Consider the following 20,126-nt stretch of genomic DNA (forward strand, 5'->3'; position numbering starts at 1 on the left):
GCTTCAAGGAACTCTTCCGACATGACCCAACGACAGCTCAAACTCGGCGCCCTGACCATGGGGTGTGGTGGGCCGGGCCGCCACAATCTATGGCTCGACCCGCAATTGCCGGCCGACGCCAGCGTCAACGTCGACTGGTACATCGACATTGCCCGCCAGGCTGAGGCGGCGCTGTTCGACCTGATGTTTATCGTCGACAGCCAATTCATCACACCGGGCTCGCCGTCCCACTACCTGAACCGCCTGGAACCGCTGACGCTGCTCTCTGCGCTGGCCGTCAGCACGCGGCATCTGGGCTTGGTCGGTACGCTGACCACGTCTTACAACTCGCCCTATAACGTGGCCCGGCGCCTGGCCTCACTCGACCTGATCAGCAAAGGCCGCGCCGGCTGGAACGTGGTCACCAGCGGCGACGCCGGCACCGCCGGCAATTACAGCCGCGACGAACATTACGATTACGACACGCGCTACAGCCGCGCCGCCGAGCACGTCCAGGTGGTGCAAGGCCTGTGGCACTCCTACGAGGAAGACGCCTTCGTGCGTGACCGTGCAACCGGCCAGTTCCTCGATCCGAGCAAACTGCACAGCCTGAACCACAAGGGCGAACATTTTTCGGTGGTCGGCCCGCTGAACATCCAACGCTCGCCGCAAGGCCAGCCGGTGATCTTCCAGGCTGGCGACTCAGAGCAAGGTCGTGACCTGGGCGCCGCCACGGCGGACGTGATCTTCACCCACGCGGTCAGCATCGAACAGGGCCAGGCGTTTTACCGCGATATAAAGGGCAGGGCGGCGCAACGGGGGCGCGACCCGGAGCAATTGCTGGTGATGCCCGGCGCCGAGGTCTATGTGGGCGACACCGATGAGCACGCGCGGGAAATCGAGCAGCACTACCATCACGCCGATCACAGTTTCGAGCTGGCGCTGAAGGAGTTCGGGCGCAATTTCGGCTGGCATGATTTCAGCCAATACGACCTCGATGCTCCGTTTCCGCAAGAGAGCCTGGAAGCAGCGCGCAGCAGCTTTTTCACCAATGCCAAGCGCATTGCCGACCAGGCACGGGAGAAAGGTTTCACGCTGCGCCAAGCAGTGGAGTTTGGCCGCCAACTGCGGCCGGGCGCGTTTGTGGGCACGGCGGACACGGTTGCACGAAAGATGGAGGAGTGGCTCCAGGCGCGGGCGGTGGATGGGTTCAATATCTATATTGGGCATCCGCAGCAGTTCGCGCGGTTTACGCAGGAAGTCATACCGTTGCTGCAGGCGCGCGGGGTGTATCGCACGGCGTATGAGGGGACGACGTTGCGCGAGAGTTTGGGGCTGGGAATTCCGCGATTTGGCGGCTGAAGCCGTCAAACGGGGTCATGTACACCGCGCCGAATGGGTCCAGGCGCTTGCGGATCTCGGCGTCCGGCGTGCCGTACACCACCAGGCTGGTGATGCTGCACAGTTCCAGGAAGCGCTGGCCGAACGGTGCAAACGTGGTGTCGACGTGGCTGACCACGGCATCAGCGTGGTAGCGCTCGAGGATATGCACGGTGCGGGTATCCTCATTTGCGCTGTATTCGTAAATCAGGGTGCCGGGCTCGGCACGGGTGGCCGTGACGATGGTGGCGATCAGTGCCTTGAATTCGGCGAACGCTGCGGGCTGTACTTCAAGGGTAAACAAACAGGAAATATAAGGGTGCATGCTGGGTTTCCGTCAGGGGCGCCAGGCGGCGCCTGTTGAGTGGGAGGCGCTCAAGACTTGTCGGGGGCGCCTGCGAAGAGTTTGCCGGCACCGGCCCAATCGGACGGCGCAACGTCTTCAAAAATGACGTAGATGTAATTGGCATCAGTACCGGTGTGTTTGACGATGCTTTCGGTGATGTCGGCGGCAACTGCGGCTTTCTGCGCGTGTTCTTTACCTTCGAACCAGCTCACTCGTACGACGGGCATGACGTATTCCTCTTGAGAGATTGGTCTGGGAGCAGTGCGCCATGTGCACCGCTATGTGACTGAGGCCATCCTACTGTTGAGCAAGCTGGCGATAAACGGCCTCTGGCTATAGTCTGGGTAGACTAAAACTCTACAATCAGCGAGTGCGGCATGGTCCCTATCGATTCCTTCCAGGGTGTTATCACCTTTGTCGTCGCCGCGCGTTCGGCCAGCTTCACACAGGCTGCGGAGCGCTTGGGCCTGTCGAAATCTGCCGTGGGCAAAGCCGTCGCACGGCTTGAAGAGCGCTTGGGCACGCAGCTGTTTCATCGCACCACGCGGCGAATTTCCCTCACCGCCGATGGCGAGGCTTACTACCTGGCGTGCTCTACGGCACTGGAAGAAATCGGCACCGCCGAAAGTGGCTTGGGCCCCAATGGGGGTGAGCCTTCGGGGCGCTTGCGTGTCGATGTGCCGGTGGCTTTCGGTCGTCGCGTGGTTGCGCCCTTGCTGTTCGAGATCGCCAATAAATACCCCGCGCTGCAATTGAACCTGACGTTTTCCGACCACTTGGTGGACCCGTTCGAAGAGGGGATTGATTTGCTGGTGCGCTTCGGCGAATTGCCGGACACCAGTGGGCTGGTAGCGCGGCGGTTGACGCGCCAACGCTGGGCCATTTGTGCCGCGCCCGGTTACCTGGCACGGTTTGGAATGCCTCAAACCCTTGAAGACCTAAGCCATCACCGCTGCATTGTCGGGCATCGACGTGGCCAGCCTTTGGCCTGGCGAGTCATGCAGGCAGGGCGTACGCAGTGGTACGCGCCTCCCGCCGCGCATCAGATTGGCGATGGCGAAGCCATGATTCTGGCGGCGGTTGCCGGCACTGGCCTGTGCCAGATGCCGCGCAGCCTGTTCCAGGACGATATCGACGCGGGGCGCCTGGTTGAGGTGCTGCACACCTACGAGCCGGAAGCCGTTGATGTACATGCCGTGTGGCCGAAGGTATCGCACTTGCGGCCGAAGGTGAGGTACGTGGTGGATGAGTTGGTCAAGCGGTGTGCGCAGTGGCCGTTGTAGGTGAATAAAACCGCAATCGACTTTTCGACCGGCTTACTTCATTCGTGCCTGGTCGGTCAGCTCAGACCGGTGTGCTTGAACCTGCCAACGCCAATTACCTCATGCGCAGTTTCCGCGTGCTGCGCGGTGTGCAAGGAGGCGATCAGCGACCGCTCAGGCGATAGGTGGTGCGCTGCAATTGCGCGGGCATCATGAACGTGCGTTCACAGGTGCAGAAAAAGATTGAATATTCACATCAATTGTTATTTAAATAACACCACAATAGCGTCACGACCGCCCTGGACGTGCTCGCAATAAGATGGGATGACCCTGTGCATGACAATTGAAGAGCGTTTGATGGAACAGGCAAAGCGTGCCGCCCAGAGCACGTACTCGCCTTACTCCCATTTCCCCGTGGGCGCGGCATTGCTGACTGCCGACGGTGAGGTGGTGCAGGGTTGCAACGTGGAGAACATCTCCTACGGGCTGACCAACTGTGCCGAGCGCAGCGCCTTGTTCAGCGCTATCAGCCAGGGCCATGCCCCGCGCAGTTTCAAAGCCATGGCTGTTTATGCACCCAACGTTTCACTGATAAGCCCTTGCGGTGCCTGCCGCCAGGTGATGCTGGAGTTGATGGCCAAGGATGCGGTGGTGATCTGTCAGGGCAGTGACCCGGCCGCCACGCGCACCTGGACCCTGGAGCAATTGCTGCCGGGCGCCTTCGACGCTTTCTAATCCTGGGCAGGCCTTCGAGTCTGCATTCGCGTGGTCCATTGTTGAGACGCCTGCATGATCAGTCTTGTCGGAATAGCGACGCTTATTCTCATTGCCATTGCTTTATCTCATCAACGACGCTCGATCAACTGGCGCACGGTTTCGGTGGCGTTTTTGATCCAGGTCTTGATCGGCGCATTTGCGCTTTACGTGCCGTGGGGCCAGGCGGTGCTCGCCTCGCTCTCAGGGGCGGTGGCCTCGCTGCAGCTTTACGCTAACAAAGGCATCGAGTTTCTGTTCGGCGGCCTGAGTTCGCCGCACATGTTTGAAGTGTTCGGCAGTGGTGGTTTTGTGTTCGCCATCCGGGTGTTGCCGATGATCGTGTTCTTCGGCAGCTTTATCTCGGTGCTGTATTACATCGGTGTGATGGGCTGGATCATTCGGCTGGTGGGCGGTGCCCTGCGCCTGTTGCTGGGCACCAGTCGCATCGAGTCGATGGTGGTGACCTCGGCGATTTTCATCGGCCAGTCGGAAGTGCCGCTGGTGGTACGGCCCTTCATTGCCAAGCTGACGCGCTCTGAGTTGTTCGCGGTGATGGTCGGTGGTTTCGCCGCCGTGGCCGGCTCGGTGCTGCTGGGGTATGCCGGGCTGGGCGTGGAGCTCAAGTACCTGATCGCGGCGTGCTTCATGTCGGCACCGGGCGCTCTGTTGATGGCCAAACTCATGGAGCCGGAAACCGAAGCCGCCCGCACCGAACAGGTGATCGAGGAGCTGGGCCAGGCCGAGAATCGCCCCACCAATATCATCGACGCCGCCGCCGATGGCGCCCAGGTTGGCTTGCGCCTGGCCTTGTCGGTGGGTGCCATGCTGCTGGCATTTATCGCGTTGATCGCGCTGTTCAACGGGCTTCTGGGCTGGGCGGGCAACTGGTTTGGCTACCCGCAATTGACCTTGCAACTGATCCTTGGGTACGTGCTGGCGCCCATCGCTTTTCTGCTCGGGGTGCCATGGCATGAGGCGGTCATGGCCGGCGGTTTTATCGGCGAAAAACTGGTGCTTAACGAGTTTGTCGCCTACGCCGACCTGGCTAACTACCTTACACCGGCCAAGGCCGCCGAAGCTGGCGTGCCGCTGTTGTCGGTGCATACCCAGGTGATCGTCACCTTCGCCCTGTGCGGCTTTGCCAATCTGTCTTCGATTGCCATTCAACTGGGCGGCCTCACAGGTATCGCCCCGCAACGCCGTGAGGAACTCGCGCGGCTGGGCTTGCGGGCGATGATCGGCGGCACGCTTTCTAACCTGATGAGCGCGGCGATTGTCGGCTTTTTCATTTCGCTGTAAGGAGCACAGTATGTGGTTGCCACAAGAAGTGATTCGGCGTAAGCGCGACGGGCACGCCCTGGCCGCAATGGACATTCAACGCTTTGTCGCCGGCATTGCCGACGCCAGCCTCAGCGATGGGCAGGTGGCGGCGTTCGCCATGGCGGTGTTCATCAAGGGCATGGACGTGAGCGAACGCCTGGCCTTGACCGAGGCGATGCGCGATTCCGGCCAAGTGCTGAAGTGGGACCTGCCGGGGCCGGTCGTGGACAAGCATTCCACCGGTGGCGTCGGCGACATGATCAGCTTGCTGCTCGCGCCGTTGCTGGCGGCCTGCGGTTGCTACGTGCCAATGATTTCCGGGCGTGGGCTGGGCCATACCGGCGGCACCCTGGACAAGCTCGAGAGTATTCCCGGTTACGACTGCCAACCCAGCCCCGAACGCCTGCACGCGGTGGTGGCCGAGGTCGGTTGCGCCATCATCGGCCAGACCGCCAACCTGGCGCCGGCGGACAAGCGCTTGTATGTGATCCGCGATGTGACCGGGTCGGTGGAGTCAATTGACCTGATCACCGCGTCGATCCTCGGCAAAAAACTCGCCGCCGGCCTCGACGTACTGATCATGGATGTGAAAACCGGCAACGGCGCCTTCATGGCCGAGCCGGAACAGGCACGCGAACTGGCCGCCAGCATCGTCGCGGTGGCCAACGGTGCCGGGGTCAATACCCGCGCACTGATCACCGACATGAATCAACCGCTGGCCCGCAGTGCCGGCAACGCCCTGGAGGTTGCCGAAGCAGTCGCCTTGCTCAAGGGCGAGGTGCGCAGCGAGCGCCTGTGGGCGGTGACCCTGGCGCTGGCCACCCAGGCATTGACGATGGCCGGTTTGGCGCGGGATGACGCCCAGGCCCGTGATCAATTGCTTCAGGCCTGGCAGAGCGGGGCAGCCTTGCAGCGCTTCGAGCAAATGGTCGTCGCTCTGGGCGGCCCGCCGGGCTTCACGGCAAACCCTGAAGCGCATTTACCCAAGGCCGCCGTGTCGGTGCCGGTGTGGGCCGAGGAAGAGGGCTGCGTTACCGAGATCGATACCCGGGCGGTGGGCCTGGCAGTGGTGGCATTGGGCGGTGGGCGCAGTCATCCCGACGACGTGCTGGACTTGTCCGTGGGCTTCAGCGAGTTGGCCTTTGTTGGTGAACAGGTGAACGCGCAACGGCCGCTGGGCTGGGTTCACGCGCGCAATCCAGAGCAGGCCGCGCAGGGCGCATCCGCCTTGCGCGCCGCCTATCGGTCAGGCGGTTCGAGCCTGGCCTCACGTGATTTGATCCAGGCCATCCTATGAGCAAAGCCATCGTATTGGTGCTGGACTCGTTGGGTATCGGCGCCAGTGCCGACGCTGCTGTTTTTGGCGATGCCGGCGCCGACACCTTGCGCCATATAGCCCAGGCGTGTGCCCGCGGTGAGGCCGATGGGCCACTGCGCCGGGGGCCGCTGTGGCTGCCAAATCTGGGTCGCCTGGGCCTGGGCGCCGCCGCCGCGGCCAGCGGTGACGGACCGTTGCCGGGCCACTGGGGCGACGCTGCCCCGGTCGGCGCCTACGGCCATGCGCGCGAACAATCCTCAGGCAAGGACACACCGTCCGGGCATTGGGAAATGATGGGCGTGCCGGTGTTGTTCGACTGGGGGTATTTCGAGCGGCCGGTCGAGTCGTTTCCGCCCAAGCTGCTGGCCGACCTGATTGAGCGGGCCGGGTTGCCGGGTGTTCTGGGTAATTGCCATGCCTCGGGCACTACGGTGCTGGACGAATTGGGCGAAGCACACATCCGCAGCCGGCAACCGATTTGCTACACCTCGGCCGACAGCGTGATGCAGATCGCCGCCCATGAAGGCCATTTCGGGCTGGATGAGCTGTACCGGGTGTGTGAAATCGCGCGCGATTTGTGTGATGAATACACCGTCGGCAGGGTCATTGCCCGGCCGTTCACCGGCGAGCGCGCGGGCGAGTTTCGCCGCACCGGCAATCGTCGCGACTACACGGTGCCACCGCCGTCGCCGACGCTGCTGGATCATCTGTGCGAAGCTGGCGGCAGCGTGCAGGCGGTGGGCAAGATCGGCGATATCTTCGCGCACCGCGGCATCAGCCGGTTGTACAAGGCAGATGGCAACGACGCGCTGTTCGATGCCACGCTCAAGGCTTACCAGCAGGCGCCGGACAACAGCCTGGTGTTCGCCAATTTCGTCGACTTCGACATGCTCTACGGGCACCGTCGCGACTTGGTCGGCTACGCTGCCGCGCTGGAAGCGTTCGACCGCAGGCTGCCGGAATTATTGGCGTTGATGGACCCACAGACGTTGCTGATCATCAGCGCCGACCACGGTTGCGACCCATCGCGTCCGGGCAGCGATCATACCCGTGAGCATGTGCCGGTCTTGGCTTTTGGGGCAGGCGTTGCGGCTGGCTGGCTGGGCGAGCGCGGCAGCTTTGCCGATATCGGCCAGACGCTGGCGGCACATTTGGGCTTGGCGCCGTTGGCGTGGGGGACTTCGTTTCTGCTGAAGGGTCACCCTTGAGTCCGCCTGGCACCCCGTGCTTTGGAATCGGGCGGGGTAGCTTGATGGCGGGTTTGCCAATTGTTCATCGACGCCTTCAGTAATGTCTGTTCATATGGGCTCCGCACTCGATTCGCGTCGTCGCGCCAGGCGGCTCCAGCGAACGAACAGAGCCCAATAAACCGCTACCAATCATTATGTGAAGTATGAGTCGTCCACTGTTTGTTTCTCTCGATGGCCCCAAGGGCACTGGTAAAACCACGCTTTTGGAAGCTGTGACCCAAGTGCTGAGGGCAGACAGGCAAAAGGTGATCCGACTCAGCGAGCAAAAAAGCGATCCCTACAGGGCTGAAACCATGGCCCTCGTTAACACTCTCGTCAGACACCCCAGCCGGGAGTTGGAGCTGAGGGTGTGTGAGCGCTTTGCTGACAGCCGTGCCTGGATTTCCCGCCACGTACTGGCCAGACAGCCCGCCGGTAGCATCATCTTGATTGATCGCTGGTACCCCTCTGATGCAGCGTTTCGCCGGATCGTCGGGTTTGCAGACATTCTGCAGTTGAACATTGATCGAAACGTGCAAGTGCCCGACCTGCATGTCGGCGTGGTCACCGCCCCTGATATTTCTTGGGCGAGGGCAGCCGAGCGACGGCGTGGGCTGAGCAGTACTGTGATGCACAAGCTGGAAGAGCATGTCGCGTGTACTCAGGCGTTCGAGCGCGCGATGACCGATCACGGCTGGGTTTTATGCCGTAATGAAACAACGATCGAGGACGCCACGGCTCAGGTGGTTTCTGAGATCTACAGCGTCCTTCGATGTTCGTAGTTTGTGCAGTCAAGGCTGCAAACGCCGCACCCTCCAGCCGTTATCGCTGCGGTCATAGCGCAACCGCTCATGCAGCCGCTCTTGCCCATTCCCCCAGAACTCCAGCGATTCAAGACGCAACTCGAACACACAATAGCCCTCAGGACGCGGCAGTGGACCTTGGCCTTCGGCCAGTTCGCGAGCGGCGTTGCGCATGGCCTGAACATCCTGCAGTTCTTCGCTCTGGCGAGACACCGACGACATCGGATGCGTGGCATACGGGCGCTTGAGCCACGCCTCATCCGCCTTGGCATCCGGCAAGCGCACGGCCTGGCCATTGAGGATGATCTGCTGACTGGTTTCGCGCCAATACAGCACGCCCGACGCCCACGGGTTGTGGCTCAGCTCACGGCCTTTCTGGCTGCCGGCATGGGTGCTGAACAACACCCCGGTGTCACTGATCTCACTGATCACCACGATGCGCGTCGAGGGCCGGCCCTGGCCGTCGGCGGTGGCCAGCGCCAGCGCCTTGGGTTCGCGGATGCCTACGCGCCGTGCGCGCTCCAGCCAGTTGCGCAGCACACTCATGGGGTCGGCGGGCAGTGTCTGGTACTCGGGGAACGGTGCATCCAGTGTGCCGGTGAGGGATTCGGACATGCCTTTACCCAGCAGCGGCTTACCTTGCAATGAACTGTTCATAGCACGATGGTCCCCCGCCCGAAGGTGACGCCATTGCCGGAGACTTCGACGCGCGTCAGTTGATCGGCGCGGCCCTCAGCCCTGGCGAACATCAGGGACGGGCGGCCGATTTCCACACCCTGCAAGATCTCCACCTGCTGGCCAAATTCGATCTGGCCATGGCGCGCCAAATGGATCGCCAACGGCCCGGCAGCCGAGCCGGTGGCCGCATCCTCAACCACGCCGTAAGCCGGTGAGAACATCCGGCTGCGCCAACGCCGCCCGGCGCCGGCGAAACAGTTGATCGCCATGTCGTGAAAGCTCGACAGCGCACGGTGGTCCGGATGCAGGGCCGACAAGGCCTGGATGTTCGGCAGGCCGACAAACACATGACGCGGGCCGTTGTGATAGATCTCGATGGGAAAGGTCGAGTCGCTGATCCCCAGCGCCTCGAGCAATTCGGCATCGCGGCCCAGGGCCGTCCACGTCGGTATCGGCTGATCCATGCTGGCGGCGATCACGCTGCCGTTCTGGCGCTCCAGTTCAAAGGCGATGGTGCCCATCTGGGTTTCCAGGTACAGCCGGTGATTGTCGGTGTGCGCGCCCAGCGCGATGGCCGTCCCCAGCAACGGGTGGCCGGCAAAGGGCAGTTCGTTGACCGGGGTGAAAATCCGGATCAGCGCATCACCGCCGTTGCGTGGCTTGAGCACGAAGGTGGTTTCCGACAGGTTCATTTCTCGGGCGATGCGTTGCATTTGCGGCGCCGGCAAATCATCGGCGTCGAAGAACACCGCGACCGGGTTGCCTTCCAGCGGGACGCTGGCGAAGGCATCGATGATGACGTAGTGGTGCATGGTTATCTCCCGGCGGCCGATATATTGCTGTCGACAGGCGTGTGAATGAGGGCGTGACGCAGCAGGTCGGCGATGATGCGCGGGCCTTCCTGGGTCAGCAGCGACTCGGCATGAAACTGCATCGAGGCAAACGATGGCCCACGCAGGGCATGCACCTCGCCGGTCTCGCTGTCGCGACTGATTTCGACGGTGCCGATGCCGTTGATGTCCAGGCGGTCACTGGCACTCTGTGCGGCGAAGGTGTTGTAGAAACCCACCCGCTCAGCGTTGCCGAACAGGTCAATCTGTTTTTGCACGCCCTGATTGGGAATGGCCTTGCGTTGCAGCTCCAGGCCCAGGCACAGGCTCAACACCTGATGGCTCAGGCACACCGCGAGGAATGGCCGCTGCTGGCTGAGCAAGGAACGGATGGCCACGTGCAGATGGTCGATTTTCGGCAGCTGAACATCACTCGGGTTGCCGGGGCCTGGGCCCATGATCACCAGGTCGTAACCGTCGAAACTGTATTCATCGCTGAAGCTGCACACCGTCACTATCAGGCCCAGGGCCCGCAGCTGCTTGGCGATCATCGAGGTGAAGGTGTCTTCGGCATCGACGATCAGCACCTGGCGCCCGCTGAAATCGGCCTGGGTCTGTTGGCGCTGCTGGCTGTCCATCAACCAGAAGTCCGAGACGTAGGCATTGCGGCTGGCCAGCGCTGCGCGGACCTGCAGGTGGCTGCCAAAGCGCGAGGGCGCCTGGTTTTTCAAGGCCGCTATCAGGCCGGCGGCCTTGGCGCGGCTTTCGGCGGCTTCGGTCATGGGCTCGGAATGACGCACGATGGTCGAGCCCACGCTGATGCGTACCTGGCCGCTGTTATCGATGTCGGCGGTGCGAATCAGGATGGCCGAGTCCAGGGACCGTCCACCTTTGCCATCGCTGCCGATCAGCGCGGCCATGCCGCTGTAGTACGCGCGGCCTTGCGGTTCATAGCGCTGGATGACCCGACAGGCGCTTTCCAGCGGGCTGCCGGTGACGGTCGGGGCGAACAGGGTTTCGCGCAGGATGTCGCGAACGTCGCGTCGGGTCTTGCCCTCAATGAAGTATTCGGTGTGGGCCAGATGCGTCATTTCCTTGAGGTAAGGACCGAGAACGTGGCCGCCGTCGTCACAAATGCGCGCCATCATTTTCAGCTCTTCATCGACCACCATGTACAGCTCATCGGCTTCCTTGCGGTCGGCCAAAAAGGCCATGACATCCGTCAGACAGGGGCCCGCGGGCGGGTAACGGTAGGTGCCGCTGATGGGGTTCATCACCGCCAGCCCATCCTTGACGCTGATGTGCCGCTCGGGCGAGGCGCCCACGAAGGTGCGGCTGCCGGTGTGAATGATGAAGGTCCAGTAAACACCTTTCTCGCGCTCCAGCAGATGGCGAAAGAATGACAGCGCGCTGGCGGGGCCGTACTCGCTGATTTCCGCCATAAAGGTGCGTTTGATCACGAAGTTGGCGCCTTCCCCTGAGCCGATTTCGTTGGCGATCACCTGGCTGACGATCTCGGCATAGCGGGCGTCGCTGAGGTCGAAGCGTTCGCCGTTGAGCTGGATCGGCACGTCTGGCAGCAATCCCAGCAACTGTTCAATGCCGATGGATTGTTGCTCGGTAATGTTCATCGCCAGCAGTGGCGACTCATCGTCCACCGCCTCAAAGCCGCGTTCGGCAATCTGGCGGTAGGGAATCAGCGTCAGTACATCCAGGCGCGGGGCACCGATTGAGGGGGCAGGCAAGTCGATATCGGCCAGGACCTGCGGTTGCGACATCTGCCCAATCAGCACGTCCAGCAGCCCCGGGCCGCTGGATTCGGGACGATACAACAGGGCAAACGGCTCGGGCACCGGCTGCAGAATGCGTTCCATGAGGCAGGCGGCAGCTTGGCTCATAGCACCACCTCGTCGGTGGTGATGACCATGGCGCAACGGCTGGCGGCGTATTCGATCGCCATCCAGTGGTGCGCCTTGCTGAAGTCCGCGATCGCGTCGGCAACGAGGAACGGCTGGATATCGTTGGAGTAGGCATCCACGGTAGAAATCAGTACCCCGACATGGGCATACACCCCGCACAGGATCAACTGATCGCGCCCGTTGGCGTGCATGCGCTCCAGCAGGTCGGAGTTGAAGAATGCACTGTAGCGCCACTTGGTCAGCAGCCAGTCACCCGGCTTGGGCGTCAGCGCGTCGACCACCTCGCGGTCGGCGGGGCTGGCCTTCATGCCAGGGCCCCAGAAATCCTTGAGCAGCCCGCGCTGTGCCTCGCTCATGCTGCCTGGCTGGGCGGTGTAGGCCACCGGCACGTCGTGGTCGACAGCCCACTGGCGAATGCGCGCGGAATTCGCCACGACGGCTTCACGCAGGGCATCGGGCAAGGGCCGCAGGAAGTAACGCTGCATGTCGTGCACCAACAGAACGGCGCGTTCGGGGTCGACGCGCCATTGCGCGAGGTTGACGGGCAGGTCGCGGGCAGTAGGCAGGGCGTACGGGGCAATCGATGGAATGCCAGTCATGGCGACAAACTCCAGTCAAAGGTAGGCAAGGGTGGAGGAGGGCAGGTTTTTCCAGGCCATCACTGCAGTAATGGCTTGCCAAGGGGTCAGGCGTGGGTCGCACAGGCTTTTGTAGTGGCTGGCCACCTGGCTCAGGCCGGCGGCATCGGAGGCGCACTCGCTGACGTCATCAGGGGTGGTTTCCAGGTGCAGGCCGGCAGCCACGCCACCGGCCGAGGTCACGGCATGTTTGAAGGCGGTGATTTCCTCTGTGATGGTCTGCACCATGCGGGTCTTGTTGCCGCAGGGCGCGACGATGGTGTTGCCGTGCATCGGGTCGCTGAGCCAGATGATCTTGTGCCCGGCGTGGCGCACCGCTTCAACCAGTGGCGGCAGGCGATCAGCGACTTTGTGGGCGCCCATGCGCGCAATCAGGGTCAGGCGGCCGGGCTCGCGCCGTGGGTCCAGGCGCTCGCACAGGCTCAATAACTGGTCCTGGGTGATGTCCGGGCCGACCTTGCAGGCCACCGGGTTGAGCACTTCGCTGAGCAGTGCCACGTGAGCACCCGTCAACTGACGGGTACGCTCGCCGATCCACGGCCAGTGGGTTGAGCCGAGAAACACCCGGCCCTGTTCGTCCTTGCGCACTTGCGGCAATTCGTAGTCGAGCACCAGCATTTCGTGGCTGGTCCAGGCGGGAGAGCCGCTGAGCTGTTCCTTGCTGGCGGGTTCTTTCCAGCCCAGGTGATGCATGATGTCCTGGGCCGCGCGATAGCCTCGTACCAGGCGTTGTGCATCATGCTGGCGATGGTTGCAGACCGCTTCGCGGCCGTTGACCATGTCACCGCGATACACCGGCAACTCGACATCGCCGATGCGCTCGCTGTTGTTGGAACGCGGCTTGGCGAACTGCCCGGCAATCCGCCCGACGCGCACCACCGGTTGCTGGGTCACCAGCCGGAACGCACCGGCCAGGATGTCCAGCACCGCGGCCTTGCGGGCCACATGGCTGGGAGCACTTTCATCCATGTCCTCGGCGCAGTCTCCGGACTGGATGATCATCGCTTCGCCCGCCGCCACTCTGGCCAAGGTGGCACGCAGCACCAGGATGTCTTCGACGCGAATCAGTGATGCGCTGTCCCTGAGGTAGGCCTGCGCGTCATGCAATTGTGAGGGCTCGCTCCATTGAGGCTGCTGGAACGCTTCACAACTTAGAACCCGTTTCAGTAAGTCTTCCATGATGCGATTACTCTCCCAAAGGATTAAGTAGGAATGCCTTCACGCTTGATCTGCGGCACGGTGATGCCCAAGGCGCGCAGTTGTTGAAAGACGTTCATGAACTCGCGATTGCGTTTTACTTTGCCGTCTTCCAGCTCGAAGGAGTGCAGGAAGTGGTTCTCGTAATACCCTTCGGGATAACCTGGAAAGAGGATCTTGCCGTGGCCATCGCACTCGACCCAAAAATGGTTGGGGTCGTCGGTTTCAAATACGTTGACGTTGTACCATTCCCAATCCGGGAAGCACTTGAGTGACCAAACAGCATGTTCGGCCAACTTGGCCTTGCCACTGATTACAATCGGCGCGCCGGTGTCTGTGGTCCATAAGCCACCCGAACCGTCCTCGGTAAACAGTTCATGGCGGCGCAGGCGATCCTGGCCATGGGTGCGCATATATTGCTCGACCGTGGCGCGGTTCTTGCGGCGAAGTTCGCTTATGTCGTGAGCGGTTAGTTGTCGCGCTGCATGAGTAGGCATGTTCACTCTCCAATAATGAAAGGGTTTATGAGGCGGGGATACCTTCACGCTTGATGCTTGGCACCGGAATGCCCAAGGCGCGCAGTTGTTCGAAGGGGTTCATGAATTCACGGTTCTGCTTGATCTTGCCGTTGTCCAATTCGAAAGAATGGATGTAATGGTTTTCGCAATAACCTTCCGGATAGCCGGGAACCAGGGTTTTGCCACGGCCATCACTTTCGACCCAGAAGTGGTTGGGGTTGTCGGTTTCAAACACCCGCACGTTGTGAAACTGCCAGTCTGGGAAGCATTGCTCCAGCCACACGCCAAGGGCGGCAAGTTTCGCGTGGCCCTTGAATACCAGGGGTTCACCGGTTTCGGTGTTCCACGAACCGCCGCTGCCATCCGGGGTGAACAGTTCATGCCGACGCAGGCGATCTTTGCCATGAGTGCGCATGTACTGTTCCACGGTGGCGCGGTTTTTTCGGCGAAGTTCAAGCTGATCATTAAAGCCACTGGCGCAAAGCGAAACCGACATGAGCCATGTTCTCCTTAGTTTGATTAACGTTTTTGAAAATCAAGTAAATATTTAGTTAATAACGCACGTCAGCATTGACAGGTTTTAACTGTGGAGGGTGAGAGCGTGCTGAGGCGTGTTGTTTATACACCTGCACTTCTCGCGGCAGGAACTACCAGATCTTGTAGCGGCGGGTGCGTGACGGGTTGGATGCAATCCATCGGAGGGTGTGTTGCACTATTATGAATCAACCGGCTCGTTCGTCGGCCAAACCGCACCGATGGCCCACTAACATCGCCAGGCTATCAATGGCCTATGGCTAGTTAGTTCGTTAGGCACAATAAACCCTTCGCTATTGCGAAGCGGTCTATAACCTTCGAACATTGTGTATTGACATGAGTTCAGGTTCGTCTAGTCTCACGACTCGTTTCCAACTCGAGTGGTGTTCAAATGGAATTAGGACAGCTGTTGGGATGGGATGCTTATTTTTACAGTATCTTTGCGCAAACTATGAACATGCAGGAATTTACGGCTGTTGCATTGAGGGCCTTACGTGAACTGCAGTTTGATTTTTTCGCCTATGGCATGTGCAGCGCAACCCCGTTCATGCGGCCCAAAACGTATATGTACAGTAATTATCCCAAGGATTGGATAGCGCGATACCAGGCAGCGAACTACGCGGCGATTGACCCCACGGTGAAACACAGCAAAGTCTCGTCCGCCCCCATCTTGTGGAGCAATGCGCTATTCAAGGGGTGCCCTGAGCTGTGGTCTGAGGCCAACGATTCGAGTCTGTGCCATGGCCTGGCGCAACCTTCGTTCAACACCCAGGGCCGGGTAGGGGTGTTGAGCATTGCACGCAAGGACAACGTCATCAGCCCTCAGGAGTTCGAAGCCTTGAAGCCGGTGACCAAAGCGTTTGCCGCTGCGGCCCACCAGAAAATTTCTGAGCTGGAGAATGACGCTCGTGTGTTCAACACGGATGTCGAGTTCAGCGAACGGGAGTGTGATGTGCTGCGCTGGACCGCGGACGGCAAAACCTCCGAGGAAATTGGCGTGATCATGGGCGTGTGCACCGACACCGTGAATTACCATCACCGCAATATCCAACGCAAAATCGGCGCCAGCAACCGTGTGCAGGCGGTGTCTTACGCGGTGGCGCTGGGGTATATCTGAGGTTCATCAACTGCTGCCGAGCCATCCCAAAAGGATGACTCGGCCGGTATCAAGCGGTGTCTTTCAACAGTGCGCCGGGCATGAAGGCTGAAGGCGGGCGGACGCACCGGTGGTGTTCACGGTGAGCCGAGAGTTTGATCGCGAGGATTTTTTCGTCCTGGTGCACGGTGACCGGTCCCAGTCGTTCGTAGTTGACCCCGTTGATTTTGTAATAGCGCTCCATCGTGCTGTTGACGATGCCGACAATGAAATCGGCGCCTGCCAGGCTGGCGGTCTTCAGGCTTCTCCAGAACAACGGCATGGCCAATTGCGGCTCGCGGGTGGTGAAGCGTGTCATTTCCCAGATGGCAGGATCCTTGGGCGGCGTGCCAGCGCAGGTATGGCTGAAAACACCCTCCAGCAGGTTTGGGAATGGGGTGGGTATCAGACGCGCGCAGCCGACAATGGCACGGTGCTCGCTGAACGCCAAGAGGTAGCGCGCATGCTCGGTGTCGTATTGATCCCATTCACAACCCGCCTGGTGCGGATGGCCAGGCAGCCGCCAGCCGAGTTTCTCGACAAATTGCTCGTGCCGAAAGCGGCCTAGCCTGAGTTTGAGCTCGTCGCTCATTGCGCTCAGCGTGTGCTCTTCCATGTGCATGGTCCGGAGCTCCTTGGGGGTGGGGGTGAGTGCGGTTTTTATAGAGGACTTGCACAGGCTTGGCACCTACAAGATCTTGTAGGTGGCGTTGGCATGCGGTTCGCAGATTTGATTCTTCGGTCAATTTTTTGTAACAGCTTGTTTGCGGCTGACGCATAAACCTATAAAGTTAACCTTTCGGTCAGCTTTGCACTGCCACGTACAGCCTTTTGTTCCGGCAAAAGCGCTTCTGCCAGACCCGAGATCCCCAGAACATAACCATAAGGGCGGACCTATAACCGCCCAGAGGATGATCCATGTCCAACCGTGATATCTCCCGGCGCTCGTTCCTTCAGGGCGGGCTGGTGGCGGGTGTGAGCGTGACGCTTACACCGCTCAGCACCCAGGCGCTGGCTGCGTTGATGGAAAACAGCGTGACCGTGCCGTCCGAGCAATGGCTCGGCAACAATGGCAAGGCGCGCTCGCGTAACGACGCCTTGTCCAAGGTCTGCGGCAGCAAAGTCTTTGCCCGCGACATCCGTTCCAAGGACATGCCGGGCTGGCCGCAGCAACAGGGCCACGCCCTGTTGCTGAAGACCACCAAGGCCGATCGCATCTACGCCGGCTACGATCTGTCGTGGCTTGGCGCCGACCTGCAACCTGACCGCATCGTGACGGCCGCCGACCTGGACAAAGACGGCATCGTCTTCCCGGAAGAGCACGCGCCGGATCCGCTGTTGCCCGAAGGCCAGGTGCCAATGTTCATCGGTCACCCCGTGGCGATCCTGATCTGGAACGACTTCGAGCGTTTCCGCCAGGCCAAGGCCAAACTCAAATTCAATGACAAAGCGATCCGTTACGGCGCCTCAGCGCCGTATTACGAACGTGATCCATATGGCAGCTTCCGCTATGTGCGCGTCGGCGGTGCGACCTCAGCGGACGAAGATGAATTCGCCAGCCTCAAGGATTCGATCCTGTTCCCGATGCTGAAAAACCGTCGTCCGGTGTGGAATTCCCAGCCGGACCTGCACGGCAATCTCACCGAGCGCGGGCTGTTTTACGCCGACCGGATGAAGCAGCAAATCGACGCGCCGCCCGACCACTGGCTGGTGTTTGACGAGCGCTACAAAACCCCGTCGATTGAGCCGGCCGCGATGGAACCGGACAACGGCAACGGCTGGTACGACCCGGCCACCAAGACTTTGCACTTTGTCGTCGCCACCCAATGCCCGCTGGAAGCGGCCACCGAAACCGCGAAGATGATTGCGCCATCGCGCTTCGGCCTGGCGAATCTGCACATGCACCCGGGCTACACCGTCGGTTACGGCTCCAAGGACCACAACATTTTTGTCTACTACGCAGCCCTCGCCGCGTTGTACGGCGCGGGTGTGCCGGTGCGCCTGGCCAACGACCGCTATGAGCAGTTCCAGAGCGGCATCAAGCGTCACCCGTTCGATATCCGCTACCAATTGGCGGTGGACAAAAACGATCACAGCTTCCAGATTTTCCGCGCCGAGATGAACGTCGATGGCGGCGGGCGCATCAACTACAGCCCTTCGGTGGCCGCGGTTGGCGCCACGGCAGCGCAGTCGATCTACTACATGCCGCAGAACGATTTGCAGGTCACGGCCTACCATTCGCGCGCGGTTGAAGCGGGTTCGATGCGCGGTTACGGCACCCTGCAAAGCATGGCGTCGACCGAGATGATGGTCGACGAAATCGCCGGCCGTCTCGGCATCGACGCCATCGACCTGCGCAAGAAAAACGCCATGCTGTCGGGCATGAAAAACACCCAGGGCGCGGTGCCGGCCGGCGCATTGCGCTTGCACGAGATTCTCGACAAGGCAGCTGTCCATGACGTCTGGAAAAATCGCAACCTGATCAAAAAGACACGCGAAGCCGCTGACCCGGATCACTGGTATGGCGTCGGTTTTGCCATCTGCCAAAAAGACTTCGGCACCGGTTCCGAGGCGCCGATGGCCAGCATCGAATTCACCGCTGAAGGGCACGTGACGTTGCGCCATATCGGCATTGAAATCGGCACCGGCATGTCCACCTCGCAAGCCCTGGTGGTGGCCGATTTCATCGGCATTCCGGCCACGCAAGTGAAGACCGGCGAAACCGAATGGAAAGAGTTGCAACTGACCACGGGCGGCAACCCGTACACCATGAGCCAGGCCGAACAGGATGGTTTTTTGCGCAACCCGCGTTGGGTCGGCAAACTGGCGTCGGCCTCGTCGGCGACCAACTCCGCGTACTACTTCAGCCACGCCACTCGTGAAGCCTCACGGGTGCTGTTCAACCACGGCTTGTGGCCGGCAGCGTTGCAGATCTGGGGCCAAGGTCCTTACGGCGGCCAGGCCAACCCATACGTGGTGCGCCGCGAAGATGCGCATTGGGTCGACGGCAAACTCACCGCCAACGGCATGCAGCCGCTGAGTTTTGAGCAATTGGCCAGGTACGCGCACGAAAAGGGCCTGGTGACCGGCGCTACCGTGCACGGCTTCAACCGCTGGAGCTGGGCCGAGGCCGAGTACAGCATCGACGGCGTGCGCGAGCGTCTGCCTCTGGATGCTTTAGCGGTGAAGTACGGCGACGGCGCACCAAAGGCGAAACTGGCACAGATGACCAGCAACGGTTTCCATCTGCTGGATCGCCAGAACGTCCACTACCCGGTCACCCAGTTGAACAACGCGGCGGTGACTTACTACAGCCCGGTTGCGACGCTGGTGGAGTTGAAAGTGAACAAGGGCTCCGCCGAAGTGCAAGTGCTCAACCACCACTCGTGGGTCGAGTGCGGTCGGGTGCTGGTGGAAGAGCTGGTCAAGGGGCAGCTCGAAGGCGGGATCGCCATGGGCATCGGCCACGCGTTGATGGAAGAGATGCCGCTGTACGAAGGCGGGCCGGGGGAGGGTGACTGGAATTTCAACCGTTACCGCTTGCCGATGGCCCGACACGTTGCCGTGTGGAACCAGACGGCTGAAATCCTGCCGCCGTTGTCGCCGAGCGACCCGTCCAAGGGCATCGCAGAAGTGGTGATGATCCCGATCGTCGGCGCTATCGGTAACGCCGTGGCCCACGCCATCGGCAAACGTGTCCGCGACCTGCCTATCACTTCTGCGCGCATCAAGGAGGCCCTCAATGGCTAACCGTCCGTTTCAACTGACCCTCAACGGTCAATCCGTCGGCCCGGTGGACATCCCTGATGACCTGCCGATGATCGACTACCTGCACGAATACAAAAACCTCACCGGTTCGCGGCTCGGCTGCGGCCAGGGCATCTGCCACGCCTGCGTGGTGATCGTCGACAACCCGGACGGCACCAGCGAAGAAGTGCGCACCTGCATCACCGGCGCCCACTATTTCGAAGGCAAAAAAGTGCGGACCATCGAGGGGCACGCGACCCGCGACGAGCAGGGCAACGTCACTCAACTGAACCCGATCCAGCAGCGTTTCGTCGACGAATTCGCCTTCCAGTGCAGCTATTGCGCGCCGGGTTTCGTCAATGCCGCGACCCTACTGGTCGAGAAGCTGCAGCGTCAGCCCATCGCTAAAAGCCAGCTGGAAAAAGTCATCGAGGACAGCCTCGGTCACCACATCTGCCGCTGCACCGGCTACGTGCGTTACTACAACGCGACCCGCAACGTGCTGACCGATCTCGGCCTGGTCAAGGAGGGTTAAGC

19 protein-coding genes and 1 pseudogene are annotated in these 20,126 nt (G+C 61.1%); 10 read left to right on the plus strand and 10 right to left on the minus strand.

Translation table 11 applies throughout. The features are described from left to right. Window positions 1-21 precede the first annotated feature (21 nt). The gene (locus AACW30_RS16790) at window positions 22-1,341 is read left to right on the plus strand and encodes an LLM class flavin-dependent oxidoreductase (RefSeq protein ID WP_200625392.1); all 1,320 of its coding nucleotides are present in this window, start codon (window positions 22-24) and stop codon (window positions 1,339-1,341) included. On the opposite strand, the pseudogene AACW30_RS16795 reads toward AACW30_RS16790, so the two are convergent. Both AACW30_RS16795 and AACW30_RS16800 read right to left on the minus strand, forming a co-directional pair. Further along, window positions 1,334-1,684 (minus strand): annotated as a pseudogene (locus AACW30_RS16795) (putative quinol monooxygenase); the annotation flags it as partial. The gene AACW30_RS16790 and the pseudogene AACW30_RS16795 overlap by 8 nt on opposite strands. Window positions 1,685-1,734: 50 nt before the next feature. Beyond that, window positions 1,735-1,932, minus strand: coding sequence for a tautomerase family protein (locus AACW30_RS16800; protein WP_164487938.1), 198 nt, complete (start codon window positions 1,930-1,932; stop codon window positions 1,735-1,737). 150 nt (window positions 1,933-2,082) lie between these two features. Between AACW30_RS16800 and AACW30_RS16805 the strand changes: the two genes are divergently transcribed. From AACW30_RS16805 to AACW30_RS16830, 6 genes are all read left to right on the plus strand, one after another. After that, complete coding sequence (locus tag AACW30_RS16805; protein WP_200625394.1) at window positions 2,083-2,988, plus strand: LysR family transcriptional regulator; 906 nt, start codon at window positions 2,083-2,085, stop codon at window positions 2,986-2,988. 303 nt (window positions 2,989-3,291) lie between these two features. Continuing rightward, complete coding sequence (locus AACW30_RS16810; protein WP_119740485.1) at window positions 3,292-3,702, plus strand: cytidine deaminase; 411 nt, start codon at window positions 3,292-3,294, stop codon at window positions 3,700-3,702. 54 nt (window positions 3,703-3,756) lie between these two features. Then, window positions 3,757-5,022 (plus strand): NupC/NupG family nucleoside CNT transporter, encoded by a 1,266-nt coding sequence (locus AACW30_RS16815; RefSeq protein ID WP_200625395.1) that lies wholly within the window; start codon window positions 3,757-3,759, stop codon window positions 5,020-5,022. 10 nt (window positions 5,023-5,032) lie between these two features. Continuing rightward, the gene (deoA, locus tag AACW30_RS16820) at window positions 5,033-6,340 is read left to right on the plus strand and encodes a thymidine phosphorylase (protein WP_179607941.1); all 1,308 of its coding nucleotides are present in this window, start codon (window positions 5,033-5,035) and stop codon (window positions 6,338-6,340) included. Further along, on the plus strand, window positions 6,337-7,569 hold the full coding sequence (locus AACW30_RS16825; protein WP_200625396.1) for a phosphopentomutase: 1,233 nt from the start codon (window positions 6,337-6,339) through the stop codon (window positions 7,567-7,569). Before deoA ends, AACW30_RS16825 begins: the two co-directional genes overlap by 4 nt. Window positions 7,570-7,754: 185 nt before the next feature. After that, a complete protein-coding gene (locus AACW30_RS16830; protein ID WP_200625397.1) occupies window positions 7,755-8,372 on the plus strand; it encodes a dTMP kinase in 618 nt (205 codons plus the stop codon). 9 nt (window positions 8,373-8,381) lie between these two features. Here AACW30_RS16830 and phzG read toward each other — a convergent pair whose 3' ends face one another. The 7 genes from phzG to AACW30_RS16865 are packed head-to-tail and all read right to left on the minus strand — an operon-like array spanning window position 8,382 to window position 14,669. Then, window positions 8,382-9,050: a phenazine biosynthesis FMN-dependent oxidase PhzG gene (gene phzG / locus AACW30_RS16835; RefSeq protein ID WP_200625398.1), complete on the minus strand. Its 669-nt coding sequence runs from the start codon at window positions 9,048-9,050 to the stop codon at window positions 8,382-8,384. After that, a complete protein-coding gene (locus AACW30_RS16840; RefSeq protein WP_124417462.1) occupies window positions 9,047-9,883 on the minus strand; it encodes a PhzF family phenazine biosynthesis protein in 837 nt (278 codons plus the stop codon). The genes phzG and AACW30_RS16840 overlap by 4 nt, the downstream gene beginning before the upstream one ends. Before the next feature lie 2 nt (window positions 9,884-9,885). Continuing rightward, window positions 9,886-11,775 (minus strand): anthranilate synthase family protein, encoded by a 1,890-nt coding sequence (locus AACW30_RS16845; RefSeq protein ID WP_372239328.1) that lies wholly within the window; start codon window positions 11,773-11,775, stop codon window positions 9,886-9,888. A gap of 20 nt (window positions 11,776-11,795) precedes the next feature. Next, a complete protein-coding gene (locus AACW30_RS16850) occupies window positions 11,796-12,419 on the minus strand; it encodes an isochorismatase family protein (protein ID WP_106580352.1) in 624 nt (207 codons plus the stop codon). A gap of 15 nt (window positions 12,420-12,434) precedes the next feature. Continuing rightward, window positions 12,435-13,637: a 3-deoxy-7-phosphoheptulonate synthase gene (locus tag AACW30_RS16855; protein WP_200625400.1), complete on the minus strand. Its 1,203-nt coding sequence runs from the start codon at window positions 13,635-13,637 to the stop codon at window positions 12,435-12,437. Between the two features lie 23 nt (window positions 13,638-13,660). Further along, window positions 13,661-14,152 (minus strand): PhzA/PhzB family protein, encoded by a 492-nt coding sequence (locus tag AACW30_RS16860; RefSeq protein ID WP_200625401.1) that lies wholly within the window; start codon window positions 14,150-14,152, stop codon window positions 13,661-13,663. A gap of 25 nt (window positions 14,153-14,177) precedes the next feature. Further along, a complete protein-coding gene (locus AACW30_RS16865; RefSeq protein ID WP_106580349.1) occupies window positions 14,178-14,669 on the minus strand; it encodes a PhzA/PhzB family protein in 492 nt (163 codons plus the stop codon). Window positions 14,670-15,098: 429 nt separating this feature from the next. On the opposite strand from AACW30_RS16865, the gene AACW30_RS16870 reads away from it, so the two are divergent. Next, the gene (locus AACW30_RS16870; RefSeq protein ID WP_339385059.1) at window positions 15,099-15,824 is read left to right on the plus strand and encodes an autoinducer binding domain-containing protein; all 726 of its coding nucleotides are present in this window, start codon (window positions 15,099-15,101) and stop codon (window positions 15,822-15,824) included. 49 nt (window positions 15,825-15,873) lie between these two features. Here the strand turns inward: AACW30_RS16870 and AACW30_RS16875 are convergent, their stop codons facing one another. Beyond that, window positions 15,874-16,464: an acyl-homoserine-lactone synthase gene (locus tag AACW30_RS16875; protein WP_200625403.1), complete on the minus strand. Its 591-nt coding sequence runs from the start codon at window positions 16,462-16,464 to the stop codon at window positions 15,874-15,876. 296 nt (window positions 16,465-16,760) lie between these two features. Here AACW30_RS16875 and AACW30_RS16880 point away from each other — a divergent pair, with 296 nt between their 5' ends. Together AACW30_RS16880 and AACW30_RS16885 are read left to right on the plus strand one after the other, a co-directional pair. Next, the gene (locus AACW30_RS16880; protein ID WP_200625404.1) at window positions 16,761-19,592 is read left to right on the plus strand and encodes a xanthine dehydrogenase family protein molybdopterin-binding subunit; all 2,832 of its coding nucleotides are present in this window, start codon (window positions 16,761-16,763) and stop codon (window positions 19,590-19,592) included. Beyond that, window positions 19,585-20,124, plus strand: a complete 540-nt coding sequence (locus AACW30_RS16885; RefSeq protein WP_119740456.1) for a (2Fe-2S)-binding protein — start codon at window positions 19,585-19,587, stop codon at window positions 20,122-20,124. Before AACW30_RS16880 ends, AACW30_RS16885 begins: the two co-directional genes overlap by 8 nt. Window positions 20,125-20,126: the final 2 nt, after the last annotated feature.

Source organism: Pseudomonas sp. MF6747 (assembly GCF_963890955.1).
GTDB lineage: Bacteria > Pseudomonadota > Gammaproteobacteria > Pseudomonadales > Pseudomonadaceae > Aquipseudomonas.

What these genes read in the sequence shown, in the direction of transcription:
- AACW30_RS16790 (WP_200625392.1), top strand. Translation starts at nt 22, where the DNA reads ATGACCCAACGACAGCTCAAACTCGGCGCCCTGACCATGGGGTGTGGT.
- AACW30_RS16800 (WP_164487938.1), bottom strand. Translation starts at nt 1,932, where the DNA reads ATGCCCGTCGTACGAGTGAGCTGGTTCGAAGGTAAAGAACACGCGCAG.
- AACW30_RS16805 (WP_200625394.1), top strand. Translation starts at nt 2,083, where the DNA reads ATGGTCCCTATCGATTCCTTCCAGGGTGTTATCACCTTTGTCGTCGCC.
- AACW30_RS16810 (WP_119740485.1), top strand. Translation starts at nt 3,292, where the DNA reads ATGACCCTGTGCATGACAATTGAAGAGCGTTTGATGGAACAGGCAAAG.
- AACW30_RS16815 (WP_200625395.1), top strand. Translation starts at nt 3,757, where the DNA reads ATGATCAGTCTTGTCGGAATAGCGACGCTTATTCTCATTGCCATTGCT.
- deoA (WP_179607941.1), top strand. Translation starts at nt 5,033, where the DNA reads ATGTGGTTGCCACAAGAAGTGATTCGGCGTAAGCGCGACGGGCACGCC.
- AACW30_RS16825 (WP_200625396.1), top strand. Translation starts at nt 6,337, where the DNA reads ATGAGCAAAGCCATCGTATTGGTGCTGGACTCGTTGGGTATCGGCGCC.
- AACW30_RS16830 (WP_200625397.1), top strand. Translation starts at nt 7,755, where the DNA reads ATGAGTCGTCCACTGTTTGTTTCTCTCGATGGCCCCAAGGGCACTGGT.
- phzG (WP_200625398.1), bottom strand. Translation starts at nt 9,050, where the DNA reads ATGAACAGTTCATTGCAAGGTAAGCCGCTGCTGGGTAAAGGCATGTCC.
- AACW30_RS16840 (WP_124417462.1), bottom strand. Translation starts at nt 9,883, where the DNA reads ATGCACCACTACGTCATCATCGATGCCTTCGCCAGCGTCCCGCTGGAA.
- AACW30_RS16845 (WP_372239328.1), bottom strand. Translation starts at nt 11,775, where the DNA reads ATGGAACGCATTCTGCAGCCGGTGCCCGAGCCGTTTGCCCTGTTGTAT.
- AACW30_RS16850 (WP_106580352.1), bottom strand. Translation starts at nt 12,419, where the DNA reads ATGACTGGCATTCCATCGATTGCCCCGTACGCCCTGCCTACTGCCCGC.
- AACW30_RS16855 (WP_200625400.1), bottom strand. Translation starts at nt 13,637, where the DNA reads ATGGAAGACTTACTGAAACGGGTTCTAAGTTGTGAAGCGTTCCAGCAG.
- AACW30_RS16860 (WP_200625401.1), bottom strand. Translation starts at nt 14,152, where the DNA reads ATGCCTACTCATGCAGCGCGACAACTAACCGCTCACGACATAAGCGAA.
- AACW30_RS16865 (WP_106580349.1), bottom strand. Translation starts at nt 14,669, where the DNA reads ATGTCGGTTTCGCTTTGCGCCAGTGGCTTTAATGATCAGCTTGAACTT.
- AACW30_RS16870 (WP_339385059.1), top strand. Translation starts at nt 15,099, where the DNA reads ATGGAATTAGGACAGCTGTTGGGATGGGATGCTTATTTTTACAGTATC.
- AACW30_RS16875 (WP_200625403.1), bottom strand. Translation starts at nt 16,464, where the DNA reads ATGCACATGGAAGAGCACACGCTGAGCGCAATGAGCGACGAGCTCAAA.
- AACW30_RS16880 (WP_200625404.1), top strand. Translation starts at nt 16,761, where the DNA reads ATGTCCAACCGTGATATCTCCCGGCGCTCGTTCCTTCAGGGCGGGCTG.
- AACW30_RS16885 (WP_119740456.1), top strand. Translation starts at nt 19,585, where the DNA reads ATGGCTAACCGTCCGTTTCAACTGACCCTCAACGGTCAATCCGTCGGC.